This is a genomic window from Dermacoccus sp. MPR-E5 (genome assembly GCF_058809565.1).
The window spans coordinates 1-18,013 of the sequence record NZ_JBXASS010000006.1 but is presented as its reverse complement, the minus strand read 5'-3'; the positions used below and the strand labels follow the sequence as shown (position 1 = coordinate 18,013).

The 18,013-nt window shown below is 70.1% G+C and carries 19 protein-coding genes; 5 read left to right on the top strand and 14 right to left on the bottom strand.

All coding sequences use genetic code 11. From position 1 onward, the window contains the following. Positions 1-36: 36 nt before the first annotated feature. From AC1RS9_RS05845 to AC1RS9_RS05820, 6 genes are all read right to left on the bottom strand, one after another. A complete protein-coding gene (locus AC1RS9_RS05845; RefSeq protein WP_006943941.1) occupies positions 37-249 on the bottom strand; it encodes a DUF4244 domain-containing protein in 213 nt (70 codons plus the stop codon). A gap of 78 nt (positions 250-327) precedes the next feature. Beyond that, entirely contained in the window at positions 328-948 is a 621-nt protein-coding gene (locus tag AC1RS9_RS05840; protein WP_006943927.1) for a type II secretion system F family protein, read from the bottom strand. Continuing rightward, positions 945-1,643 (bottom strand): type II secretion system F family protein, encoded by a 699-nt coding sequence (locus tag AC1RS9_RS05835; RefSeq protein WP_006944015.1) that lies wholly within the window; start codon positions 1,641-1,643, stop codon positions 945-947. Before AC1RS9_RS05835 ends, AC1RS9_RS05840 begins: the two co-directional genes overlap by 4 nt. After that, positions 1,640-2,758: a TadA family conjugal transfer-associated ATPase gene (locus AC1RS9_RS05830; protein WP_231729428.1), complete on the bottom strand. Its 1,119-nt coding sequence runs from the start codon at positions 2,756-2,758 to the stop codon at positions 1,640-1,642. The genes AC1RS9_RS05835 and AC1RS9_RS05830 overlap by 4 nt, the downstream gene beginning before the upstream one ends. Further along, positions 2,749-3,723 (bottom strand): CpaE-like family protein, encoded by a 975-nt coding sequence (locus AC1RS9_RS05825; protein ID WP_006943999.1) that lies wholly within the window; start codon positions 3,721-3,723, stop codon positions 2,749-2,751. The genes AC1RS9_RS05830 and AC1RS9_RS05825 overlap by 10 nt, the downstream gene beginning before the upstream one ends. A gap of 402 nt (positions 3,724-4,125) precedes the next feature. Further along, positions 4,126-4,986: a Fic family protein gene (locus AC1RS9_RS05820; protein ID WP_006944034.1), complete on the bottom strand. Its 861-nt coding sequence runs from the start codon at positions 4,984-4,986 to the stop codon at positions 4,126-4,128. 223 nt (positions 4,987-5,209) lie between these two features. Here AC1RS9_RS05820 and acs point away from each other — a divergent pair, with 223 nt between their 5' ends. From acs to AC1RS9_RS05805, 3 genes are all read left to right on the top strand, one after another. Next, positions 5,210-7,159 (top strand): acetate--CoA ligase, encoded by a 1,950-nt coding sequence (gene acs, locus AC1RS9_RS05815; RefSeq protein WP_281712292.1) that lies wholly within the window; start codon positions 5,210-5,212, stop codon positions 7,157-7,159. Between the two features lie 318 nt (positions 7,160-7,477). Further along, positions 7,478-8,845, top strand: coding sequence for a Na+/H+ antiporter NhaA (nhaA, locus tag AC1RS9_RS05810; RefSeq protein WP_115296936.1), 1,368 nt, complete (start codon positions 7,478-7,480; stop codon positions 8,843-8,845). A gap of 152 nt (positions 8,846-8,997) precedes the next feature. Next, the gene (locus AC1RS9_RS05805) at positions 8,998-9,402 is read left to right on the top strand and encodes a phage holin family protein (RefSeq protein ID WP_006943992.1); all 405 of its coding nucleotides are present in this window, start codon (positions 8,998-9,000) and stop codon (positions 9,400-9,402) included. 127 nt (positions 9,403-9,529) lie between these two features. On the opposite strand, the gene AC1RS9_RS05800 is transcribed toward AC1RS9_RS05805, so the two are convergent. Further along, the gene (locus AC1RS9_RS05800; protein ID WP_074041255.1) at positions 9,530-10,210 is read right to left on the bottom strand and encodes an NUDIX hydrolase; all 681 of its coding nucleotides are present in this window, start codon (positions 10,208-10,210) and stop codon (positions 9,530-9,532) included. Then, on the bottom strand, positions 10,210-11,043 hold the full coding sequence (gene nth / locus AC1RS9_RS05795) for an endonuclease III (protein ID WP_006943929.1): 834 nt from the start codon (positions 11,041-11,043) through the stop codon (positions 10,210-10,212). The genes AC1RS9_RS05800 and nth overlap by 1 nt, the downstream gene beginning before the upstream one ends. A gap of 215 nt (positions 11,044-11,258) precedes the next feature. Between nth and AC1RS9_RS05790 the strand changes: the two genes are divergently transcribed. Then, the gene (locus AC1RS9_RS05790; RefSeq protein WP_492920802.1) at positions 11,259-11,936 is read left to right on the top strand and encodes a Crp/Fnr family transcriptional regulator; all 678 of its coding nucleotides are present in this window, start codon (positions 11,259-11,261) and stop codon (positions 11,934-11,936) included. 72 nt (positions 11,937-12,008) lie between these two features. Here AC1RS9_RS05790 and AC1RS9_RS05785 read toward each other — a convergent pair whose 3' ends face one another. The 5 genes from AC1RS9_RS05785 to AC1RS9_RS05765 all read right to left on the bottom strand — a co-directional run bounded on the left by AC1RS9_RS05785 (position 12,009) and on the right by AC1RS9_RS05765 (position 16,876). Then, positions 12,009-12,830: an MBL fold metallo-hydrolase gene (locus AC1RS9_RS05785; protein ID WP_492920800.1), complete on the bottom strand. Its 822-nt coding sequence runs from the start codon at positions 12,828-12,830 to the stop codon at positions 12,009-12,011. 13 nt (positions 12,831-12,843) lie between these two features. Continuing rightward, complete coding sequence (locus tag AC1RS9_RS05780) at positions 12,844-13,740, bottom strand: NUDIX hydrolase (RefSeq protein WP_074041257.1); 897 nt, start codon at positions 13,738-13,740, stop codon at positions 12,844-12,846. An 8-nt stretch (positions 13,741-13,748) separates the two neighbouring features. After that, entirely contained in the window at positions 13,749-14,213 is a 465-nt protein-coding gene (locus AC1RS9_RS05775; protein ID WP_074041258.1) for a RidA family protein, read from the bottom strand. Positions 14,214-14,216: 3 nt separating this feature from the next. Continuing rightward, entirely contained in the window at positions 14,217-14,372 is a 156-nt protein-coding gene (sp36, locus tag AC1RS9_RS05770; protein ID WP_006943980.1) for a Sp36 family protein, read from the bottom strand. Positions 14,373-14,488: 116 nt separating this feature from the next. Next, a complete protein-coding gene (locus tag AC1RS9_RS05765; protein WP_006943977.1) occupies positions 14,489-16,876 on the bottom strand; it encodes a transglycosylase domain-containing protein in 2,388 nt (795 codons plus the stop codon). 198 nt (positions 16,877-17,074) lie between these two features. On the opposite strand from AC1RS9_RS05765, the gene AC1RS9_RS05760 reads away from it, so the two are divergent. Beyond that, positions 17,075-17,407, top strand: a complete 333-nt coding sequence (locus AC1RS9_RS05760; RefSeq protein ID WP_006943975.1) for a WhiB family transcriptional regulator — start codon at positions 17,075-17,077, stop codon at positions 17,405-17,407. Positions 17,408-17,495: 88 nt separating this feature from the next. On the opposite strand, the gene AC1RS9_RS05755 is transcribed toward AC1RS9_RS05760, so the two are convergent. Beyond that, positions 17,496-17,966 carry a GatB/YqeY domain-containing protein gene (locus AC1RS9_RS05755; RefSeq protein ID WP_006943945.1) on the bottom strand — a complete coding sequence of 157 codons (471 nt, stop codon included), beginning with the start codon at positions 17,964-17,966 and terminating at the stop codon, positions 17,496-17,498. Between the last annotated feature and the right edge of the window lie 47 nt (positions 17,967-18,013).

Here is an 18,013-nt window from a genome sequence, read left to right as displayed (position 1 = left end):
GCGCCGTCGCCCGCGTGGTCATCGTCGCCCTCGCCGTCAGCGCGTCGACAGTGCCGAGGAGAAGATGCCCTCGAGCGCGGATCGGACGGTGTCGGACTTGACGATGGCGATGAGCACAGCGGCGAACGCGACGGCGGCGATGGTGCCGACGGCGTACTCCGCGGTCGACATGCCGTGCTCGGCGGCTTCGCTCGCGGCGCGCCAGCGGCGCAGCAGCTCGTCACGGGTACGGCGGGTGGTGGCGATCATGGTTGTCTCCTTGAAGGTGGTGCGGTTGTCGTCCGGAGTGGACGTCCCGGCGCCGGCGGCGACGGAGTGTGTGGGCACTCAGGCGGGCAGTTTCACGAGCCCGAGCACGAGCGGAACGATGGCGATGAGGATGAAGGCGGGCAGAAAGCACAAGCCGAGCGGCAGGACGATGCGCACGCCGGCCTTCGCGCCCGCTTGCGTGACACGTTCGGCCTCGGAGCGACGCAGGTCGTCGGCCGCCTGCCGCAGCAGCGAGCTCGGCGCCGCGCCGCAACGTCCGGCCAGTTCGAAGGCTGTCGCGACGGGACGCCAGACGGGCGGCGCGAGCGCCCAAGCGCTACGTTCGTCCACGCCCCAGCGCAGCGCCGCCGCGACGCGGCTGACCGTACTGACGCCACCGGCCGCGTTCCCCGGCGAGCCTGCGCTGTTCGGCAGCTCGAGCCCGCCGGCATCCCGAAACGCCGTCTCCGTCGACGGCCCTCCCCGCTGCGCCGCTCCCACGGCCTCGAGCGCGACGACGGCGGGCGCCCCGCCTTCCAGTGCGAGGGCGAGCAGATCGATGGAGGAGGCGACCGCCAACGGATGATCCGCCGTGTCGCTCTCGTCGCTCGTGACGAGGACGGGCCGCTCGGCCCGCGTCGAACTCGGCCACAACGCCATCGCAGCGGCGCTCGCCGCCACCAGCACCCACACCGTCATGACGTCGCCGCCTCGGTCGGTGCCTTGAGCGCGGACGCCGTCATGCGACGCGACCACCGCGCCCCGACGAACATGAGCGCAATCCCGGGCCACAGCGTCACCAGCCCGGAGAAGCCGCTGTAGCAACCGAGCATGTCGACGCCCAGCAGCATCCCGAGGCCCACCCCGAGCACCGGCAGGCCCAGCAGCACCGACGTGCTCGCCTTCGCACCCGCCGTCGCACCGTCCACGCACGCACGATGCGAGCGCCGTGCTCGCACACTGCGGGCGGCACCCTCCATCGCGTCGGCGAGTGGGCATCCGTGCCGCGCCGACAGCTGCCAGGCCGCGGCGACCTCCTCGAACGCGGCGCTGCGCCACAAGCGTCCGAGGTCGCGCCAGACCTGCACGACATCACCGTCGCGCACCGCTTCGAGGCGCAGCCGCTGCCACCCGGCACTCGTCGCGCTCCCACCCGCCGAGGTGGCCCCCACACCATCGAGCGCCATGATGAGGGCCGGCGTGACGGCCGACCCGGCGCGCAGCACCGTGACGAGAGCGTCCACGAGCTGCAGGCATTCGGCCTCGGGATCGCTGCTGCTCAGGCGCCGCACCCCTCGCACCGGCCGCCGATCCTCCCGCGGAAGAGCCTGCACCCGAGCCGGCCAAGCGATGACGGCGACGGCGGCCGCGAGCGCCAAGGTCATGACGTTCATCGCACACCTGCCAGGTCGCACAGAGCGGGCCAGGCACCCGCGCGCACACCGCGCTGCCAGGCTGCCTCGACCCGCAAGCCGTGATGGTCGCCCCCCATCACCCCGACGCTCGCGACGCGGCGCATCCCGTCGACGCGTTCGACGTGGATGACGACGCTGATCGCCGGCCGCAGCTGTGTGCGCACTGCTTCGGGGCTCATGCCGGCCAGCGCGCCGAGCGCTTCGAAACGCGCGGGCACGTCGGCCGCCGCGTTGGCATGAACGGTGCCGCACCCACCCTCGTGGCCCGTGTTGAGCGCCGTCATGAGCTCACGCACCTCGGCGCCACGCACCTCACCGACGACGATCCGATCGGGCCGCATGCGCAGGGATTGCCGCACGAGCGCGGCCAGCGGCACTTCGCCGACCCCCTCGACGTTCGGGGAGCGCGCCTCGAGTCGCACCACGTGCGGGTGTTCGACGGCGAGCTCCCGTACGTCCTCGACGACGAGAAGGCGTTCGTCGTGGGGCACGTGACGCAGCAGCGCCGCGAGCAGCGTGGTCTTGCCCGTTCCGGTGCCACCGCTGATGACGAAGGACACCTTGGCCCGCACGAGGGCGAGCAGCAGCGCGGCCACCTCGTCGTCCATCGCGCCGCGGGCGACGAGGTCGCCGAGACCGATTCGCAAGCCGCCCGGCACACGCAGGCTCAGGTGTGCGCCGTGGTCGACGAGCGGCGGCAGCACCGCATGCAGTCGCACCCCGCCGGGCAGGACGGCGTCGACGTAGGGGCTCGCGTCGTCGAGGCGCCGGCCCGCTGCGGCAGCGAGGCGCACGGCGAGTCGCCGCACGTCTTCCTCGCCGCCCAGGTCGAGCGCGATCCGTTCGACGCCGCATCCGCGATCGACCCAGACACCCCGGGTGCCGTTGACGAGCACGTCGCTCACCCCGGGGAGTTCGAGCGCTTCACGCAGCGGCCCGGCGCCGAGGACATCGGCGTCGAGGCGCGCCTCGAGTGCGACGCGCTGCTCCTGCCCGAACACCGGCGCGTCGAGCTTCACGAGCGATTCGAGCGAGCGCGCGCTCGGTGCACGCCCGGCGTGGATCTCCTTCCACATGCCTTCGGCTACGCCCATGACGGCTCCCGTTCGAGGCGCGCGACGAACATCGACACGTCGCGCACGAGGCGGGTCATCGTCGTCTCACGCTGCCCCGGCCATCGGCCCGCGAGCAGGTCGGCCGGGCAGTGGGCGCTCATGCGCCACCGCGTCGGGCCGGCCGCGACAAGCGGGGCACCGAGCGATTCGGCGAGCACGGAGCGCGTACGCACCGGCGTCTCGAGCGCGACGAGCGCGACCGGCGCGATGCTCGAGCCGCCCGGCTCGTCCAGCGCGAGCTCCGTGAGCGCTCGCACCGTGTGCTGCGCTGCAGCCGTCGACGCGAGCGTGCCGCGCACGAGCAGCACGATGACGTCGAACTCCCCCGGGCGTGGCAGCGGATGCGCGGCCAGGCAGTGCACGACGTCCCCCGCGACGTGGGCGAGCGCCTCGTGCGTCGCGCGCCTCGACTCCTCGTCGACGACGGCGGGAGAGGCGGTGTGGCTGAGCACCGCCACCCCGTCGCGCTGCGGCAGGGCGGCGAGCAGCCGCTCACCGTCGATGTGGGATCCCGCGCCACGCAGGGCCGGCCAGCGCGCACCGGGCGTCGTCTCGAGGTCGAGCAGCACGTCGAGCCCACCCGTTCCGGGTTGACCGTCGACGAGGGCCACCGGCGGTCTCGACGAGCCGCTGGCCGCCGCGACCTTCGCCAGATACCCCGCGAGCGCAGCCCCGAAGCACGCACCGTCGATGCTCGAATCGGGGCACATCACCGCGATGCGACGTCCACGCACGAGCGGGGCCTCGAGGGCCCCATCCCCGACGCCGACGATGCCACCGCCCGAACCGGCCAGATCATCGACGTCGTCGGCGAACACCTCGCCATCCGGCCAGGCATCACGCGCTCCGTCGCCTCGCGCCGACTCGGCGGACTGCTCTTCACTGCGGCTTCGATGCCGCCCGGGGAGTTCGAATCTCGCCCCCGCGTCGTCCCATGCGTTCATGGCTCCACCGTCACGGCCGGCACCAGCCCGGGCCAAGGTCGCGAGAGCCGAACCTGTGGATCAGCCTGCAGGCGAGGGCAAAAACCGGCCGTAGCCGTCACACCCTGTGGATGACGCACCCGCCCGTCGCGGCCTCAGCGCCTCCGTCGGGGCCCGCCGAATTCCAGCCCCCGCCGCACCCACCGGCCAGGAACAGCGACAGCCCCCGTCGGGGGGACGACGGGGGCTGTCTATGCGTGCATACCCTTGGGGGTGCGGCATGCACGCCAGCGCTCGACCCGAGGGGAGCGCACTGCTTCAATATGTCACGGTGGGCACGCTAATCCAAGCCGGAACCTGTTGATTTACTGAGACTTCACCCACATTACGCCAAGACTCCACCCTGAAGTGGGTGGCAATTGCTTACAATCCGCCGAGCCGCCCGGCGAGGACCGCGTCCGCGATGCGCATGCCTTCACGCGCGCCCCGCTCGTACGAGCCGACGCAGAACGTCAGCCACAGGCGAACCCCGTCCGCGGAGCCGGTCGCATACGCCGCGAGCGCCCCGACGTATCCCGCGCTCGCCTCGCGCAGGTGGCCGACCTCGGGCACGCAGACTCCCGTCGGGTCGAGCCCGGCGGCCTGCACGAGGGCCCGCTCGAAACCTCGCGCCACGATCGCGTTCCCGCGCACGAAGGGGCGCATCGTCGCGATCTCGGCATGAGCGAGGGCGGCGACCACCGCCACCGGTGCCTTGTCATGGCACGCGACGAGTTCGTAGAGCCCTCCGAGCCGCGCGGGAAGTTCCAGTGCCGGCACGGGCGCTCCGACCTCGACGAGTTCGGCGCACACCTCGTCATCGCGACGGGGGCGTCCTACGGCGTCGGGCGGCAGATCGACACCCGCCGAAGACCCCGCTACGGCGACGTGGAGGCGTGCGAGGGCCTGAGCGGGGGACGTCAGCACGAGGTCTCGGGCATGCTCCGTCTCGGCGGTGGCTTGCACCGCGCCGCGCAGCGCCCGCTCGAGCGGGTCGGGCTCCTCGGGCCACGACGTCAGCCCGACGACCAACTCACGCACGACGTCGACGGAGACCTCGGCGCCGTCCAGCGCGGCGCTGGCCCGCGCCCCGCGCACACGCGACTCGGCGGCGGCCTGCGGGATGCGCCGTCGCAACGCGTTGTGCCAGCGCAGTTCGGTGCAGGCTTCACGGGCACGATCGACACTCTCGCCCACCTCGGGCAGGTCGGCAAGGGCACGCACGGCGTCGACGGTCGCAGTCATGGCGCAAGCGTACTCAGCGCCCCACGTTTGCTACCCGTCAGTATGCGAACCGCCCTCGACGCGCCACCCGGGCGATGCGATAGAAAAGGGTTGACGCCTGTGATCCACACCTCATCGCGCCGACGATCCGGGGCCTCCCCCGATCCGAGCGCGAGCAGGCCCGGCGCCCGCCCGCTCGGCGGCCGACGCCGGAGTGTCCGAGACGAAGCAAGGAGCGCCCGCCATGAGCGAAACCCCCGACCCCACGCCCGGCCCCTTCCACCCGAGCGAGGCCTTCACGGCCCAGGCCGTGGGCCAGGCGTCGCTGTACGAAGAGGCCGGCGCCGACCGCCTCGCGTTCTGGGCGAAGCAGGCCCGCGAGCGCCTCACCTGGAGCAAGGACTTCGACGAGGTCCTCGACTGGTCCGACGCGCCCGTCGCGAAATGGTTCGTCGGAGGTGAGCTCAACGTCGCCTACAACTGCGCCGACCGCCATGTCGAGGCGGGCAACGGCGAGCGCGTTGCCATCCACTTCGTCGGCGAGCCGGGCGACGAGCAGGCCATCACGTACGCCGACCTCACCGAGCGCGTGCAGCGCGCCGCCGGAGCTCTGCGCGCCGCCGGCGTCGAAGCGGGTGACCGCGTCGCGATCTACCTGCCGATGATCCCCGAGGCCGTCATCTCGATGCTCGCGTGCGCGCGCATCGGCGCCGTCCACTCCGTCGTCTTCGGCGGCTTCTCGGCGGACGCGCTGCGCACCCGCATCGCCGACGGTGAGGCGAAGGTCGTCATCACCGCTGACGGCGGCTATCGCCGCGGCAAGCCGAGCGCGCTCAAGCCGGCCGTCGACGAGGCCGTCAGCGGCGAGACGAGCGTGCAGCGCGTACTCGTCGTCAAGCGCACCGGCGAGGACGTCACGATGGGTGACAAGGACATGTGGTGGGACGAGGCGCTCGAGGCCGCCGAACCCGTCGTCGAGGTCGAGAACTTCGATGCGGAGCACCCGCTGTTCATCCTCTACACCTCGGGCACGACGGGGAAGCCGAAGGGCATCTTCCACACCTCGGGCGGCTACCTGACGCAGGCGGCGTACACGAACGCCGTCGTCCACGACGTCCACCCCGACACGGACGTCTACTGGTGCACCGCCGACGTCGGCTGGATCACCGGCCACAGCTACATCACATACGGCCCGCTCGCGAACGGCGCGACGCAGGTCATGTACGAGGGCACGCCCGACACCCCGCATCAGGGTCGCTGGTGGGAGATCATCGCCGACAAGAAGGTGTCGATCTTCTACACGGCGCCGACGGCGATCCGCACCTGCATGAAGTGGGGCGAGGAGATCCCGCAGGAGTACGACCTGTCGAGCATCCGGGTGCTCGGCTCGGTCGGCGAGCCGATCAACCCTGAGGCGTGGATGTGGTTCCGTGACGTCATCGGCGCGGGTGAGGCCCCGATCGTCGACACGTGGTGGCAGACGGAGACTGGCGCGATCATGATGTCGCCGCTGCCCGGCGTCACGGCGCTCGTGCCCGGTTCGGCGCAGGCACCCGTGCCCGGCATCACCGCCGACGTCGTCGACGAAGAGGGCAAGAGCGTGCCGAACGGCGAGAGCGGCTACCTCGTCATCCGCGACCCGTGGCCGTCGATGCTGCGCGGCATCTGGGGCGACCGTCAGCGCTACGAGGACACGTACTGGTCGCGCTTCCCCGACATGTACTTCGCCGGTGACGGCGCGAAGCGCGACGAGGACGGCAACATCTGGGTGCTCGGCCGCGTCGACGACGTCATGAACGTATCCGGTCACCGCCTGTCGACCTCCGAGATCGAGTCGGCGCTCGTCAGCCACGACACGGTCGCGGAGGCCGCCGTCGTCGGCGCCGCGGACGAGACGACCGGCCAGGCCGTCTGCGCGTTCGTCATCCTGCGCGAAGAATCGCGGGAGAACTACGCCGAAGACGCAGCCCGCGAAGAGCTCGTCCAGGAGCTGCGCACGCACGTCGGTCGTCAGATCGGGCCGATCGCGAAGCCGCGACAGGTGCTCGTCGTCGACGAATTGCCGAAGACGCGTTCGGGCAAGATCATGCGACGCCTGCTCAAGGATGTCGCCGAGGGCCGTGAAGCCGGTGACGCCACGACGTTGGCCGACCCGAGCGTCATGGCTCAGATCCAGGCGGGGTTGAAGAAGTAGCTCTTCGCCTCCGGCACCCCGGCTCACCGGCTCACCGGCTCACCGGCTCACCGGCTCACCGGCTCACCGGCTCACGATGACGGGTAACTCACAGGTAGGCGGGCACTTGCCTGCCGGCGTTGAGTTACCCGCCATCGCGTGGTGGGGCCAGTTGGACGGGGGCAGGGGCGTCCCGCGCACCGGACGTCGGATCGGACGTGGGGCGAACTCCCCTAGAATTCTCAGCAATTGGTGTGCCGGGAAGTCTGGTCGGCCGCCCGAGGAGTGCTCACGAGCCACCGGGTGCCCCTGCTCAGCGCTACCCCTGAGGAGCCGCCCATGCCCGGCAACAAGAACCCCCTCCCTCCGATGAGTGACGAGCCACCGGAGTTCGAGGACTTCAAGACCTACGCGCACCAAGCCCCCGTCGCGACGGCAGGTCGCATGGCCAAGCGAATGTTCACCCGCGGCACGTGGCCCGAGGCGAGGCGCGTCAAGGAACTGCTCCAGACGGAGACCATCGGTGGCGTCCTGCTGCTCATGGCTGCCGTGGCTGCGCTGACGTGGGCGAACTCGCCGTGGAGCCACAGCTATGAGGTGCTGCGCGACGCGCACATCGGCCCGCACTTCCTCGGGCTCAACATGTCCGTCGCGCACTGGGCGGCCGACGGTCTGCTCGCACTGTTCTTCTTCGTCGTCGGCCTCGAGCTCAAGCACGAGTTCGTCGTCGGCGATCTCAAGAACCCCTCGGCTGCGGCGGTTCCCGTGATCGCGGCCGTGTGCGGCGTCGCCGTCCCCGCTCTCATCTACGCCGCCATCAATGCCGGTGGCGACGGCGCGCAGGGGTGGGCGATCCCGACGGCCACCGACATCGCGTTCGCGCTGGCGGTGCTCGCCGTCATCGGCTCGCACCTGCCGACGGCGTTGCGTTCGTTCCTGCTCACCCTCGCGGTCGTCGACGACCTCATCGCCATCACGATCATCGCGATCTTCTACAGCCACGGCTTCTCGCTGACGTGGCTCGTCGCGGCCATCGTGCCGATCGCGCTCTTCAGCGTCGCCGTTCAGCGGGGCCTCAAGAACCCCGTCGTCCTCGGAGTGCTGGCCATCGCCGCGTGGGTGTGCGTGCTCAACTCGGGCATCCACGCGACGATCGCCGGTGTCGTCCTCGGCCTGCTCGTGCCGGTCAAGGGCAAGCACGCGATCGCCGACCGCATGGAGCAGCGCCTGCACCCCTACTCCGCCGGTTTCGCGGTGCCCGTCTTCGCGTTCTTCTCGACGGGCGTCACCGTCGTCGGCACGAGCATCACCGACACGCTGACGGACGCCGTGACGATCGGCGTCATCGCCGGGCTCGTGCTCGGCAAGGCGGTCGGCATCTTCGGCAGCACGTTCCTCGTCAGCAAGTTCACACGCGCCGAACTCGACGACAACCTCACGTGGAGCGACGTCTTCGGCCTCAGCCTGCTCGGCGGCATCGGCTTCACCGTCAGCCTGCTCATCGGTGAACTCGCGTTCGGATCAGGCAGTTCCGCCGACGACCACGTCAAGATCGGCGTCCTGCTCGGCAGCCTGCTGTCGGCTGCGCTCGCCAGCATCGTGCTGGCACGACGCAACCGCGTCTACGCCCAGCTCGCCGAGGAGGAAGAGCGGGACGACAACCACGACGGCATCCCCGACGTCTACCAGCGCCCCAGCACGGCCTGACCCGCCCGCAGCCCACCGACACGCCTCATCCTGTGGCCCGGTGGGCGCGAAACCCCACGAATCGGTAGTCTGTGGGGCAAGTACGAATTGTCTGACGCGCCAGGCCACCTCACTCGAGCTCGAGCGAGTGCCTGCTGACAGGAGAAAACCCCATGGCTCTCAACACCACGCGAGGCACCGAGCGCACGCTGGGTCAGCTCGTCTCGGACGCCACCACCGACCTGCAGAACATCGTCAAGGGTGAGATCGACCTCGCGAAGGTCGAGATCAAGGCGGATGCGCAGAAGGCCGGCAAGGGCGGCGGGATGCTCGCTGCGGCGGGCGTCCTTGCACTCTTCATGCTCGGCTTCCTGCTGACGTCCCTCGCCTACGGCCTGTCGAACATCTTCGGCTGGAACCCGTGGGCCGGATTCCTCATCGTCGCCGGCATCCTCGCCGTCGTCGCCGCGGTGCTCGCGCTCATCGGCATCAAGGCCCTCAAGAAGATCAAGGGCAAGCCCGAGAAGACGATCGAGAACGCGCAGGCGACGGTCGCGGCCATCAAGCCCGCCAAGTGATCCACCACGTCTGACGCTCGCGTCGGACGCTCGACGAAGGCGGCTCCCCATGCGGGGGGCCGCCTTCGTCATACCCGCACGATCTGGACGCCCCCAGGAACGCCACCGCTCCAGGCGACAGCCGACGTCAGCGCAGGAACCGCTGCGGCACCTGACGGCGGTCGCCGGTGTTCCAGGCGCGGGTGAGCCCCGCAGCGGTGAGCACGGCGTCGAGCAGGAACGCTGTGAAACCCCACACGTACAGCCCGTCGACGGTGAACGCCGGCCCGGCGAAACCGCGCGGATGCGTCGCGGTGTGGCGATTGGCCGGATCGACGAGGTCGCTGACGCGCACCCGCGCGACGTGTGCCACCTCGATCGGGTCGAGCGCGGCGACCGGCGACGGCTGCTGCCACCACGCCAGCACCGGCGTGACGGCGAAGTTCGTCACCGTCAGCGCGACGGGTGCCAGCGCTCCGAGCACCTCGACGCCCGCCGGCGACAGACCGATCTCCTCGTGCGCCTCACGCAGCGCCGTGGCGACGGCGTCCGCGTCGTCGTGCTCGACTCCCCCGCCGGGAAACGAGACCTGCCCCGCATGCGTGCGCATCGCATCCGCGCGCTGGGTGAGGACGACATCGACGCCCCCGCCCTGCTCGTCGAGCGACTCGAGCCCCGCCATCGCGCCGTCCGTCGGCCCGAAGAGGATGAGGACGGCCGACTCACGGGCCCCGGGCCCCGGCGACGGCCAGGCACCGCGCAGCCGGTCCGACGAGCCGAGCTCGTGGACGCGATGCAACCAAGCCGGCGCCTCGGGCGCGTCCGTCATCACGCGAGCCCCGAGTGCCGCGGGACGGTCGGAGTGCCCCGATGCCCGGTCGAGAACGAGGCGTCGGGTTCGGCGCCGTCGACGAGGAGGCCGACGAGGGCCTCACCGCCCTTCGGCACGGCCAGTTCGTACTTGAGCAGCTTGCGGGCTGCATCGGCGTCGATCTCCCCCTCGCCGAACGACGGGCACCACTGCGCCACCGGGCAGACCCCACAAGCCGGGCGGCGGGCGTGGCAGATGCGCCGGCCGTGGAAGATGACGACGTGGCTGAGCATCGTCCAGTCCTTCTTCGGGAACAGCGCACCTACCTCGGCCTCGACCTTGACGGGGTCTTCGGACGTCGTCCACCCGAACCGGCGCGCGAGCCGCCCGAAGTGCGTGTCGACGGTGATGCCGGGCACGCCGAACGCGTTGCCGAGCACGACGTTCGCCGTCTTGCGGCCGACGCCGGGCAGGGTCACGAGGTCGTCGAGCCGGCCGGGCACCTCACCGTCGAAGCGCTCGACGATGTCCTGGCTCAGCTTGATGACGGCGCGCGTCTTGGCCCGGTAGAACCCCGTCGGACGCAGGATCTCCTCCATCTCGGCCGGATCGGCGCCCGCGAGCGCCGCGGCGTCGGGGTAGCGCGCGAACAGCACCGGCGTCACCTTGTTGACGCCGACGTCGGTGGTCTGCGCCGAGATGACGGTGGCGACGAGCAGTTCGAGCGGCGACTCGAAGTCGAGTTCGGCTCGCGCGTACGGGTACTGGGCGATGAGCGTGCGGTAGATGCGACGCGCCTGTCGCACGAGCGCCGTGTGCGTCTCGGGGCGCGCGGCAGCACGACGCGGCATCCTGCGCGCGGGCGACGTCGAGGGCCCTGACGAGGAGGCAGCCGGGTCGGCGTCGCCGGCCGGAACGGACGGGGAAGAACTCATGCTCACACCCTAGAACGCAGCGCTGACAACCCCCTCCGACGGCCCGTGGGTGGGGGCCGTCACATCACGTCGCCCAGTAGTAAACAGCTGTGCTGTGCGGCCCGTCACGCGAAACGTGGCAGGATGGAGAGGTGGACATCGATGTTGTGCGTCAGGCCCCCCTCTTCGCTGCGCTGAGCGACGAGGATGCGCAGGCTCTTCTTCAGCGCATGTCGCGTGCGCGCATCGAACGTGGTGACGTGCTGTTCGAGGAGGGCGAGCCCGGCGATCGGCTCTACGTCATCACCTCCGGCAAGGTGAAGCTCGGCCGCCGCTCCCCCGACGGCCGCGAGAACCTGCTCGCCGTACTCGGCCCCGGCGAGATGTTCGGTGAGCTCAGCCTCTTCGACCCGGGCGCCCGCACCACGACGGCGACCGCCGTCGCCGGCACCGACCTCGTCGGGCTCGGGCACGCCGAGCTCACCGAGTTCGTCTCGAAGCGCCCCGAGGTCGCCGTCAAGCTGCTCGGTTCGATCGCGCGCCGCCTGCGCCGCACCAACGAGGCGCTCGGCGACCTCGTCTTCACCGACGTTCCCGGCCGCGTCGCCAAGGCGCTGCTCGACCTGGCGAGCCGCTTCGGCCGTCAGGTCGACGGTGGCGTCCTCGTCGCACACGACCTGACGCAGGAGGAGCTGGCGCAGCTCGTCGGTGCCTCGCGCGAGACGGTCAACAAGGCCCTCGCCGACTTCGCCGGACGCGGCTGGCTCAAGCTCGAGGCACGCGCCGTCACGCTGCTCGACGTCGAGCGTCTGCAGCGTCGCGCTCGCTGAGGCTTCCCCCACGCGGCGAAGGCCGCCCCACCGAATCGGTGGGGCGGCCTTCGACGTCCGTCAGCGCTTGATTCAGACTTCGCCAATACGCGTCAGATGCGCCAACTGCGCCGCGACGACGGCTTCGACGGCGGGGCGCAGGGCCGCGTCGACGCCGCCGTACACACCGTCGATGACGGCGTCGACGCGCGCGGCGTCATCAGCGTCGGACGGTGCCTGGGCGAGCGCGGCCAGCACCTCGTCGAGCCGCTCGTCGCGGTGATGCCGGTATGCGTCGATGACGGCGAGGGCGTCGCCGCCGACGTCGCCGTGCCCGGGTGCCAGCACGGCGCCGGGGGTTGCCTCGAGGGCCGCTTCGAGCACGTCGAGCGTCACGAGGTAGTCGGTGAGGTCGCCGTCGGGGTAGGCGATGAATGAACTGCTGCCGCCGAGCAGCGTGTCGCCGCTGAACAGCACGACATCGCCGTCGCGTTCGAGCACATACCCGACCGAATCCGCAGTATGACCGGGCGCGAAGACGACCTGGACGTCGTCGAAGATCCGCCCGTCGACGAGCGTAATACCCTGTGCGCCGCCCCAGACGCGCGCGCGGACGCCTGCCTCGGACAGCAGCTCGGCGAGCCTCGCGGCGCCGCCTTCGTGATCGTCGTGATGATGCGTGAGCAGGACGTCGACGTTACTCACGCCGCGCACCGCGTCGACGAGTGCACCGACGTGCCCGTGCTCGTCCGGCCCCGGGTCGATGATGAGCGCGCGCTCGCCGCCGTCGGCAACGCCGTCAGCTCGCGTGATGACGTAGCTGTTCGTGCCACTCAGCGTCATGGCGCTCGGGTTGTCGCAGCGCACGTGAAGCACGCCAGGGGGCAGTGGATGCGTGGTCGCCTGGTCGGTCACGGAAGGTGCTCCCTCAGAGGTTGATGCGGGCTCGCAGGTACGGGCCGTCGGGGCCCATGAGCGGTTCGGGACGGGTCGGTTCGAACGCTGCAGCTCGCGCCTGCGTCAGGGCCTCGGACGCGCTCACGGCGCGCGTCAGCCGCTCCAGACCGGTGCGGGTCGGCGGCAGGAGCCGGACGTGCCCGGCCGCCATCTCGTCGAGCATCTCGCGCGGGCGCACCCAGCGGCCACGCTGCGACTCACGCGAGACGGCATCGGCGACGGCGCCCTCCGGCAGCAACGCCGTGAAGAACCACGTGTCGAAGCGTCGCTTCTCGAACGGCGGGGTGATCCAGCGGTCGACGGCCGCGACGAGGTCGGCGCGCAGTCGCCGCCCGGCGAGCACGTCGACGAACGTCACCTCGTGCGCCTCGAGGCGCGTGCGTAGCTCGAAGTCAGGCCCCGCAGCCTCGGCTGGGCCATCCGTCTCAGCTGCGAGCCCAGCTTCGGCTCCGTCGCCGACTGCGTTCCCGCGTACGTTCGTGTCGACGAGCAGCACGCCCGCCTCCTCGAACAACTCCCGCAGGGCGCAAACGACGACGGCGCCTGCCGCGTCGGCGTCGATCCCGAGGTCGCGCCCCGCGTCCCCGGCGTCGAAACCGTCGAGCAACCCGGCCTTCACGACGTCCTCATCGGCTGCGTCGACCCGCCCACCGGGAAACACCCACGTCGACGGCGCGAAGTCCATCGTCGAGGCGCGCTCGATCATGAAGACCTCAAGCGGTTCACCGCGAACGAGCATGACGGTGGCCGCCTGCGAGGGCGCCGCCTCGTCGCCCTGCTCGCCCCGGCCGACGGCGTCGAGCCAGCGCATGGCCGACTCGCGGAACGGCCCGATCGGGAACTCGCGCACCTGCGACGACGTGGTCACGAGGCCCCTCAGTCGCGAACGGCGACGGTGATCTCGACCTCGACCGGTGCGTCGAGGGGCAGGACGGCCACGCCGACGGCCGAGCGCGCGTGCACGCCGGCGTCGCCGAAGACATCGCCGAGCAGGTGCGAGGCGCCGTTGACGACGCCCGGCTGGGCCGTGAACGACGGGTCGCTGGCGACGAACCCGACGACCTTGACGACGCGCGTCACGCGATCGAGGTCGCCGATGACGCTCTTGATCGCCGCGAGCGCGTTGAGCGCACACGTGCGAGCGAGCTCGCTGGCCTGCTCGGCGCTGACCTCGGCACCGACCTTGCCCGTCAGCGGCAGCTTGCCGGCGACCATGGGCAACTGGCCGGAGGTGTGGACGTGGTCGCCGTCACGAACCGCCGGGACGTACGCGGCGACGGGCGCTGCGACCTCGGGCAGTTCGAACCCGAGCTCTGCGAGACGCTCCTCGATCGCGCTCATCGCTCAGGCCTTGGGGCGCTTGAAGTAGCCGACGAGACCGTTGCCGTCGGGGCCGGGCACGATCTGCACGAGCTCCCAGCCGTCCTCACCGAAGTTGTTGAGGATCTGCTGCGTGGCGTGGACCATGATCGGCGCGGTGAAGTATTCCCATTTCTGCATGCCTCCACCCTAGAGCCACCCACCGCCATCACGGTCGAAGCGGCCCGAGGCAGACCCCACCCCAGGACGGGGTGGGCCTCGCGAGCCTGCGTCAGTCGGCGCCCAGCACCTGACGATCAGGGCTTGACGTACAGCGTGATCTTCTTGCCCTTGCCGAGCTTCTGGCCGGCCGCAGGGTCGGTCTTGAACGCCTGGCCGCCGGAGACGTCACCGGAGTTCTGCTTCGACACGGTGACGAGGAAACCGGCCTTCTCGAGTGTCGACTTCGCGTCCGCCTCGCTCTTGCCCTTGACGTCGGGGACACTCACCTCGTCGCCCTGCTTGGTCGCCTTGTCGGGTTCGGCGAGCTTCGCCTTGGGCATGCCCTTCGAGATCGTGTCCATCGTCGCCTTCCACACCGGCGCCGCGATGTCGCCGCCGTACAAAAAGGTGCCGATGTGCTTGCCCCCGATGGAGACGTTCTTGATCGGGTTCTTGTTGTCGAAACCGCGACCCACCCAGACGGCCGTGGAGAGCTGCTTCGTCGAGCCGACGAACCACGTGTGCAGGGATCCGTCGACCGTACCGGTCTTGCCGAAAGCTTCCCGCCCGTCGGCCAGCTTGGCATCGGAGGCGGTGCCGTCGCTGTCGAATACGTGGGTGAAGATCTCCGCCGTTCCGCGAGCCTCCTGCTGGCTGATGACCTGCTTGCACGGCTCGACCTTGAGCGCCACCGGCTTGCCGTTCGCCTGCTTGATCGAGACGACGGGGCGGGGTGCGCAGTACTTGCCGTCCGCCGCGACGGTGGCGAACGCGTTGGCCATCATCATCGGCGAGGACGAGTCGGAGCCGAGCACGATCGACGAGGGGTCGCGCCGGATGTCGCGCCACCCGCCCGTCTTGAGGTCACGGGCCTGAACACCCATGAGTTTGAAGGTGTCCCGCACCTTGCACGGCCCCAGCGACGCCACGAGGGCTCCGAAGGCGGTGTTGACCGATTCGGCGGTGGCCTTGCTCAGGCTCATCGGGCCGGACGGCACCGGGTGGTCGTTTCCGACGGACCAGTTGCCGGCACCCTGACCGCACTGGCCGGGGAACGTCTTCGACGTGAAGTTGTAGACCGGGCGCCCATCCTTCGTGCCGTTCATGGCGGGAACGTTCACCGTCGAGTCGACGGCGCGGCCCTGACGCATCGCCTCGACGATGGCGAAGATCTTCGCCGTCGAACCGATGGGGAAGCCCGAGCGGACCCAGTCGACGGACGTCGAGAAGTGGTTCGATCCGGCGACGTCGTACTTGGCGTTCTGCGACATGGCCTGGACGAGACCCGTGCCGGGTTCGATGATGACGCCCGCTGCCTGCACGTCCGCGCCGTTGCCGACGGGAACGCGCTTCTTGAGGTTCGAGTCGAGGGCCGACATCTTCTTCGGGTCGAGCGAGGTCTGGATCGTCAGGCCGCCGGTCTTCAGCTTGGCGAGGCGCTCCTTGCGGTTCGCGCCGAGCGCGGGCTGGTCGGCGACCCAGTCGGTGACATAGTCGCAGAAGTACGGGTACTTGCTGCCCTGGCAGCCACCGCCACCGCCACCGGCGATGTTCGTCACGTGAGTCTGCAGCGGGCTGGCGATGGCCTTCTCACCGTCGGCCTTGCTCACGCGCCCCTGCTTGATCATCTTCTCGAGCACGATGTTGCGGCGCTTCACCGCAGCCTTGGGGTTGTGCACCGGGTCGGTCGAACCAGGCAGGTTGACGACGCCCGCGAGCGTGGCGGCCTCGGGCAGCGTCAGATCCTTCGCCGGATGGCCGAAGTAGTGCTGGGAAGCGGCCTCGATGCCGTACGTGCCGTCACCGAAGAAGACGAGGTTGAGGTAGCTCGTGAGGATCTGATCCTTCGTGTGCGTCTTCTCCAGCTCGACCGCCATCTTGAGCTGCTTGATCTTGCGGACATAGGCGTCGGTGCCGTGCTGCGCGACGGCCTTCTTCGCCTCCTCCTTGTCGCCGCTCTCGATCGCGGCGCGCTGCGCGGCGACCTTGACGTACTGCTGCGTCAGCGTCGAGGCGCCCTGCGTGCTCGAGGAGACGAGGTTCGCGGCGACAGCGCGCAGGATGCCGCGCTGGTCGAGCGCGCCGTGGTCGTAGAAGCGCTCGTCCTCGATGGCGACCTGCGCGTCCTTCATCACCTTCGGGATGGCCGACGACGGCACCACGATGCGGTTCTCGTCATACGGGGTGGCGATGACGGAGCCGTCCTTCGCCAGGATCTTCGACTGCTGGCTCAACGCGTTTTCGGTGAGCGTGCCCGACATGTCGTCGAACTCCTTGACGCCACCCTTGACGCTCGCGCCCGCGAGGCCCGTGGCGGGGATGAGCAGGCCCGCGAAGAGCAGGCCCAGCGCCATCGAGGTGGCGACGAACGCGCCGAGGAGGCTGAGAACCGAGCCCATCGCAGAACGCTGACGGCCACCGTCAGATTTCTTCCGGGCTTGCTTCTTGGCCGACGCATCGGCGCCAGGAGACTTTCCACGCATGCCGCTCAGCGTATCGGGGCAGCCTGTCAAAGCCTTCGAGGCGTGGTTCGGCGCGCCCCGCGCCGACCGCGTGTACTAACGTTTTTGGTACTCAATCCCCATGGAAACTCACCAGTAACCACGCCTACTGTGCGTATAGCAACCTTTGTATGTGGCGCACGCCACACCGTCATCCGCACCAACAAGGGGAGGGCACCGATGACGATCATGGCCGAAGAAGAGATGCAGACGCCCGTCTGGGACGACAACTGGGCCGCCCGCGCCCAGTGCGCCGCGGCGGCACCTGACGAACTGTTCGCCAAGGGGGCTGCGCAGCAGTCGGCGAAGACGATCTGTCAGCGCTGCCCCGTCGTCGCCGAATGCCTCGCCGACGCGCTCGACAACCGCACCGAGTACGGCGTCTGGGGCGGCATGACGGAGCGTGAGCGCCGCGCGCTGCTGCGTCGCCGTCCGGACGTCAAGTCGTGGGCGACCCTGTTCAAGATGGCGCGCGCCGACGAGGCCGCCGCAGGCATCCGCCGCGAGAGCTGAGACGTGCACGAACGCTGAGGGCCGTGCCGACCGCTGGGGTCGGCACGGCCCTCACCGCCATTCGGGCACCTGAGCCCGCAGCAAGTGATCAGCCCGCGAGCGCCTTCTTGACGGCCGCCGCGACGCGCCCACCCTCTGCCTGCTCGCCGATCTTGGGCTTGACGACGCCCATCACCTTGCCCATGTCTTTCATGCCGGATGCGCCCGTGGCGCTGACGGCCTCGGCGACGATCGCGTCAATCTCGTCGTCGCTCAGCTGCTTCGGCAGGTACCCCTCGAGGCAGGCGAGTTCCGCGTTCTCCTTCTCGGCGAGCTCGGTGCGCCCGGCGCCGACGTAGGCGTCAGCCGCCTCGCGGCGCTTCTTCGCCTCCTTGACGATGACGGCGAGCACCTCGTCATCGCTCAACTCACGGTGCTCCTTGCCTGCGACCTCGGCGTTCGACACGGCCGTCAGGACCATGCGCAACGTCGCGCTACGCACCTGATCGCGCTCGCGGATCGCGTCGGTCAGGTCGGTGTGGAGAGTGGCCTTCAAGGTGGTGGCACCGGTTGCGTTCATGCGGTCATTCTTCCACCCCGGTGCGAGAATCCCCGCATGAGTTTCCC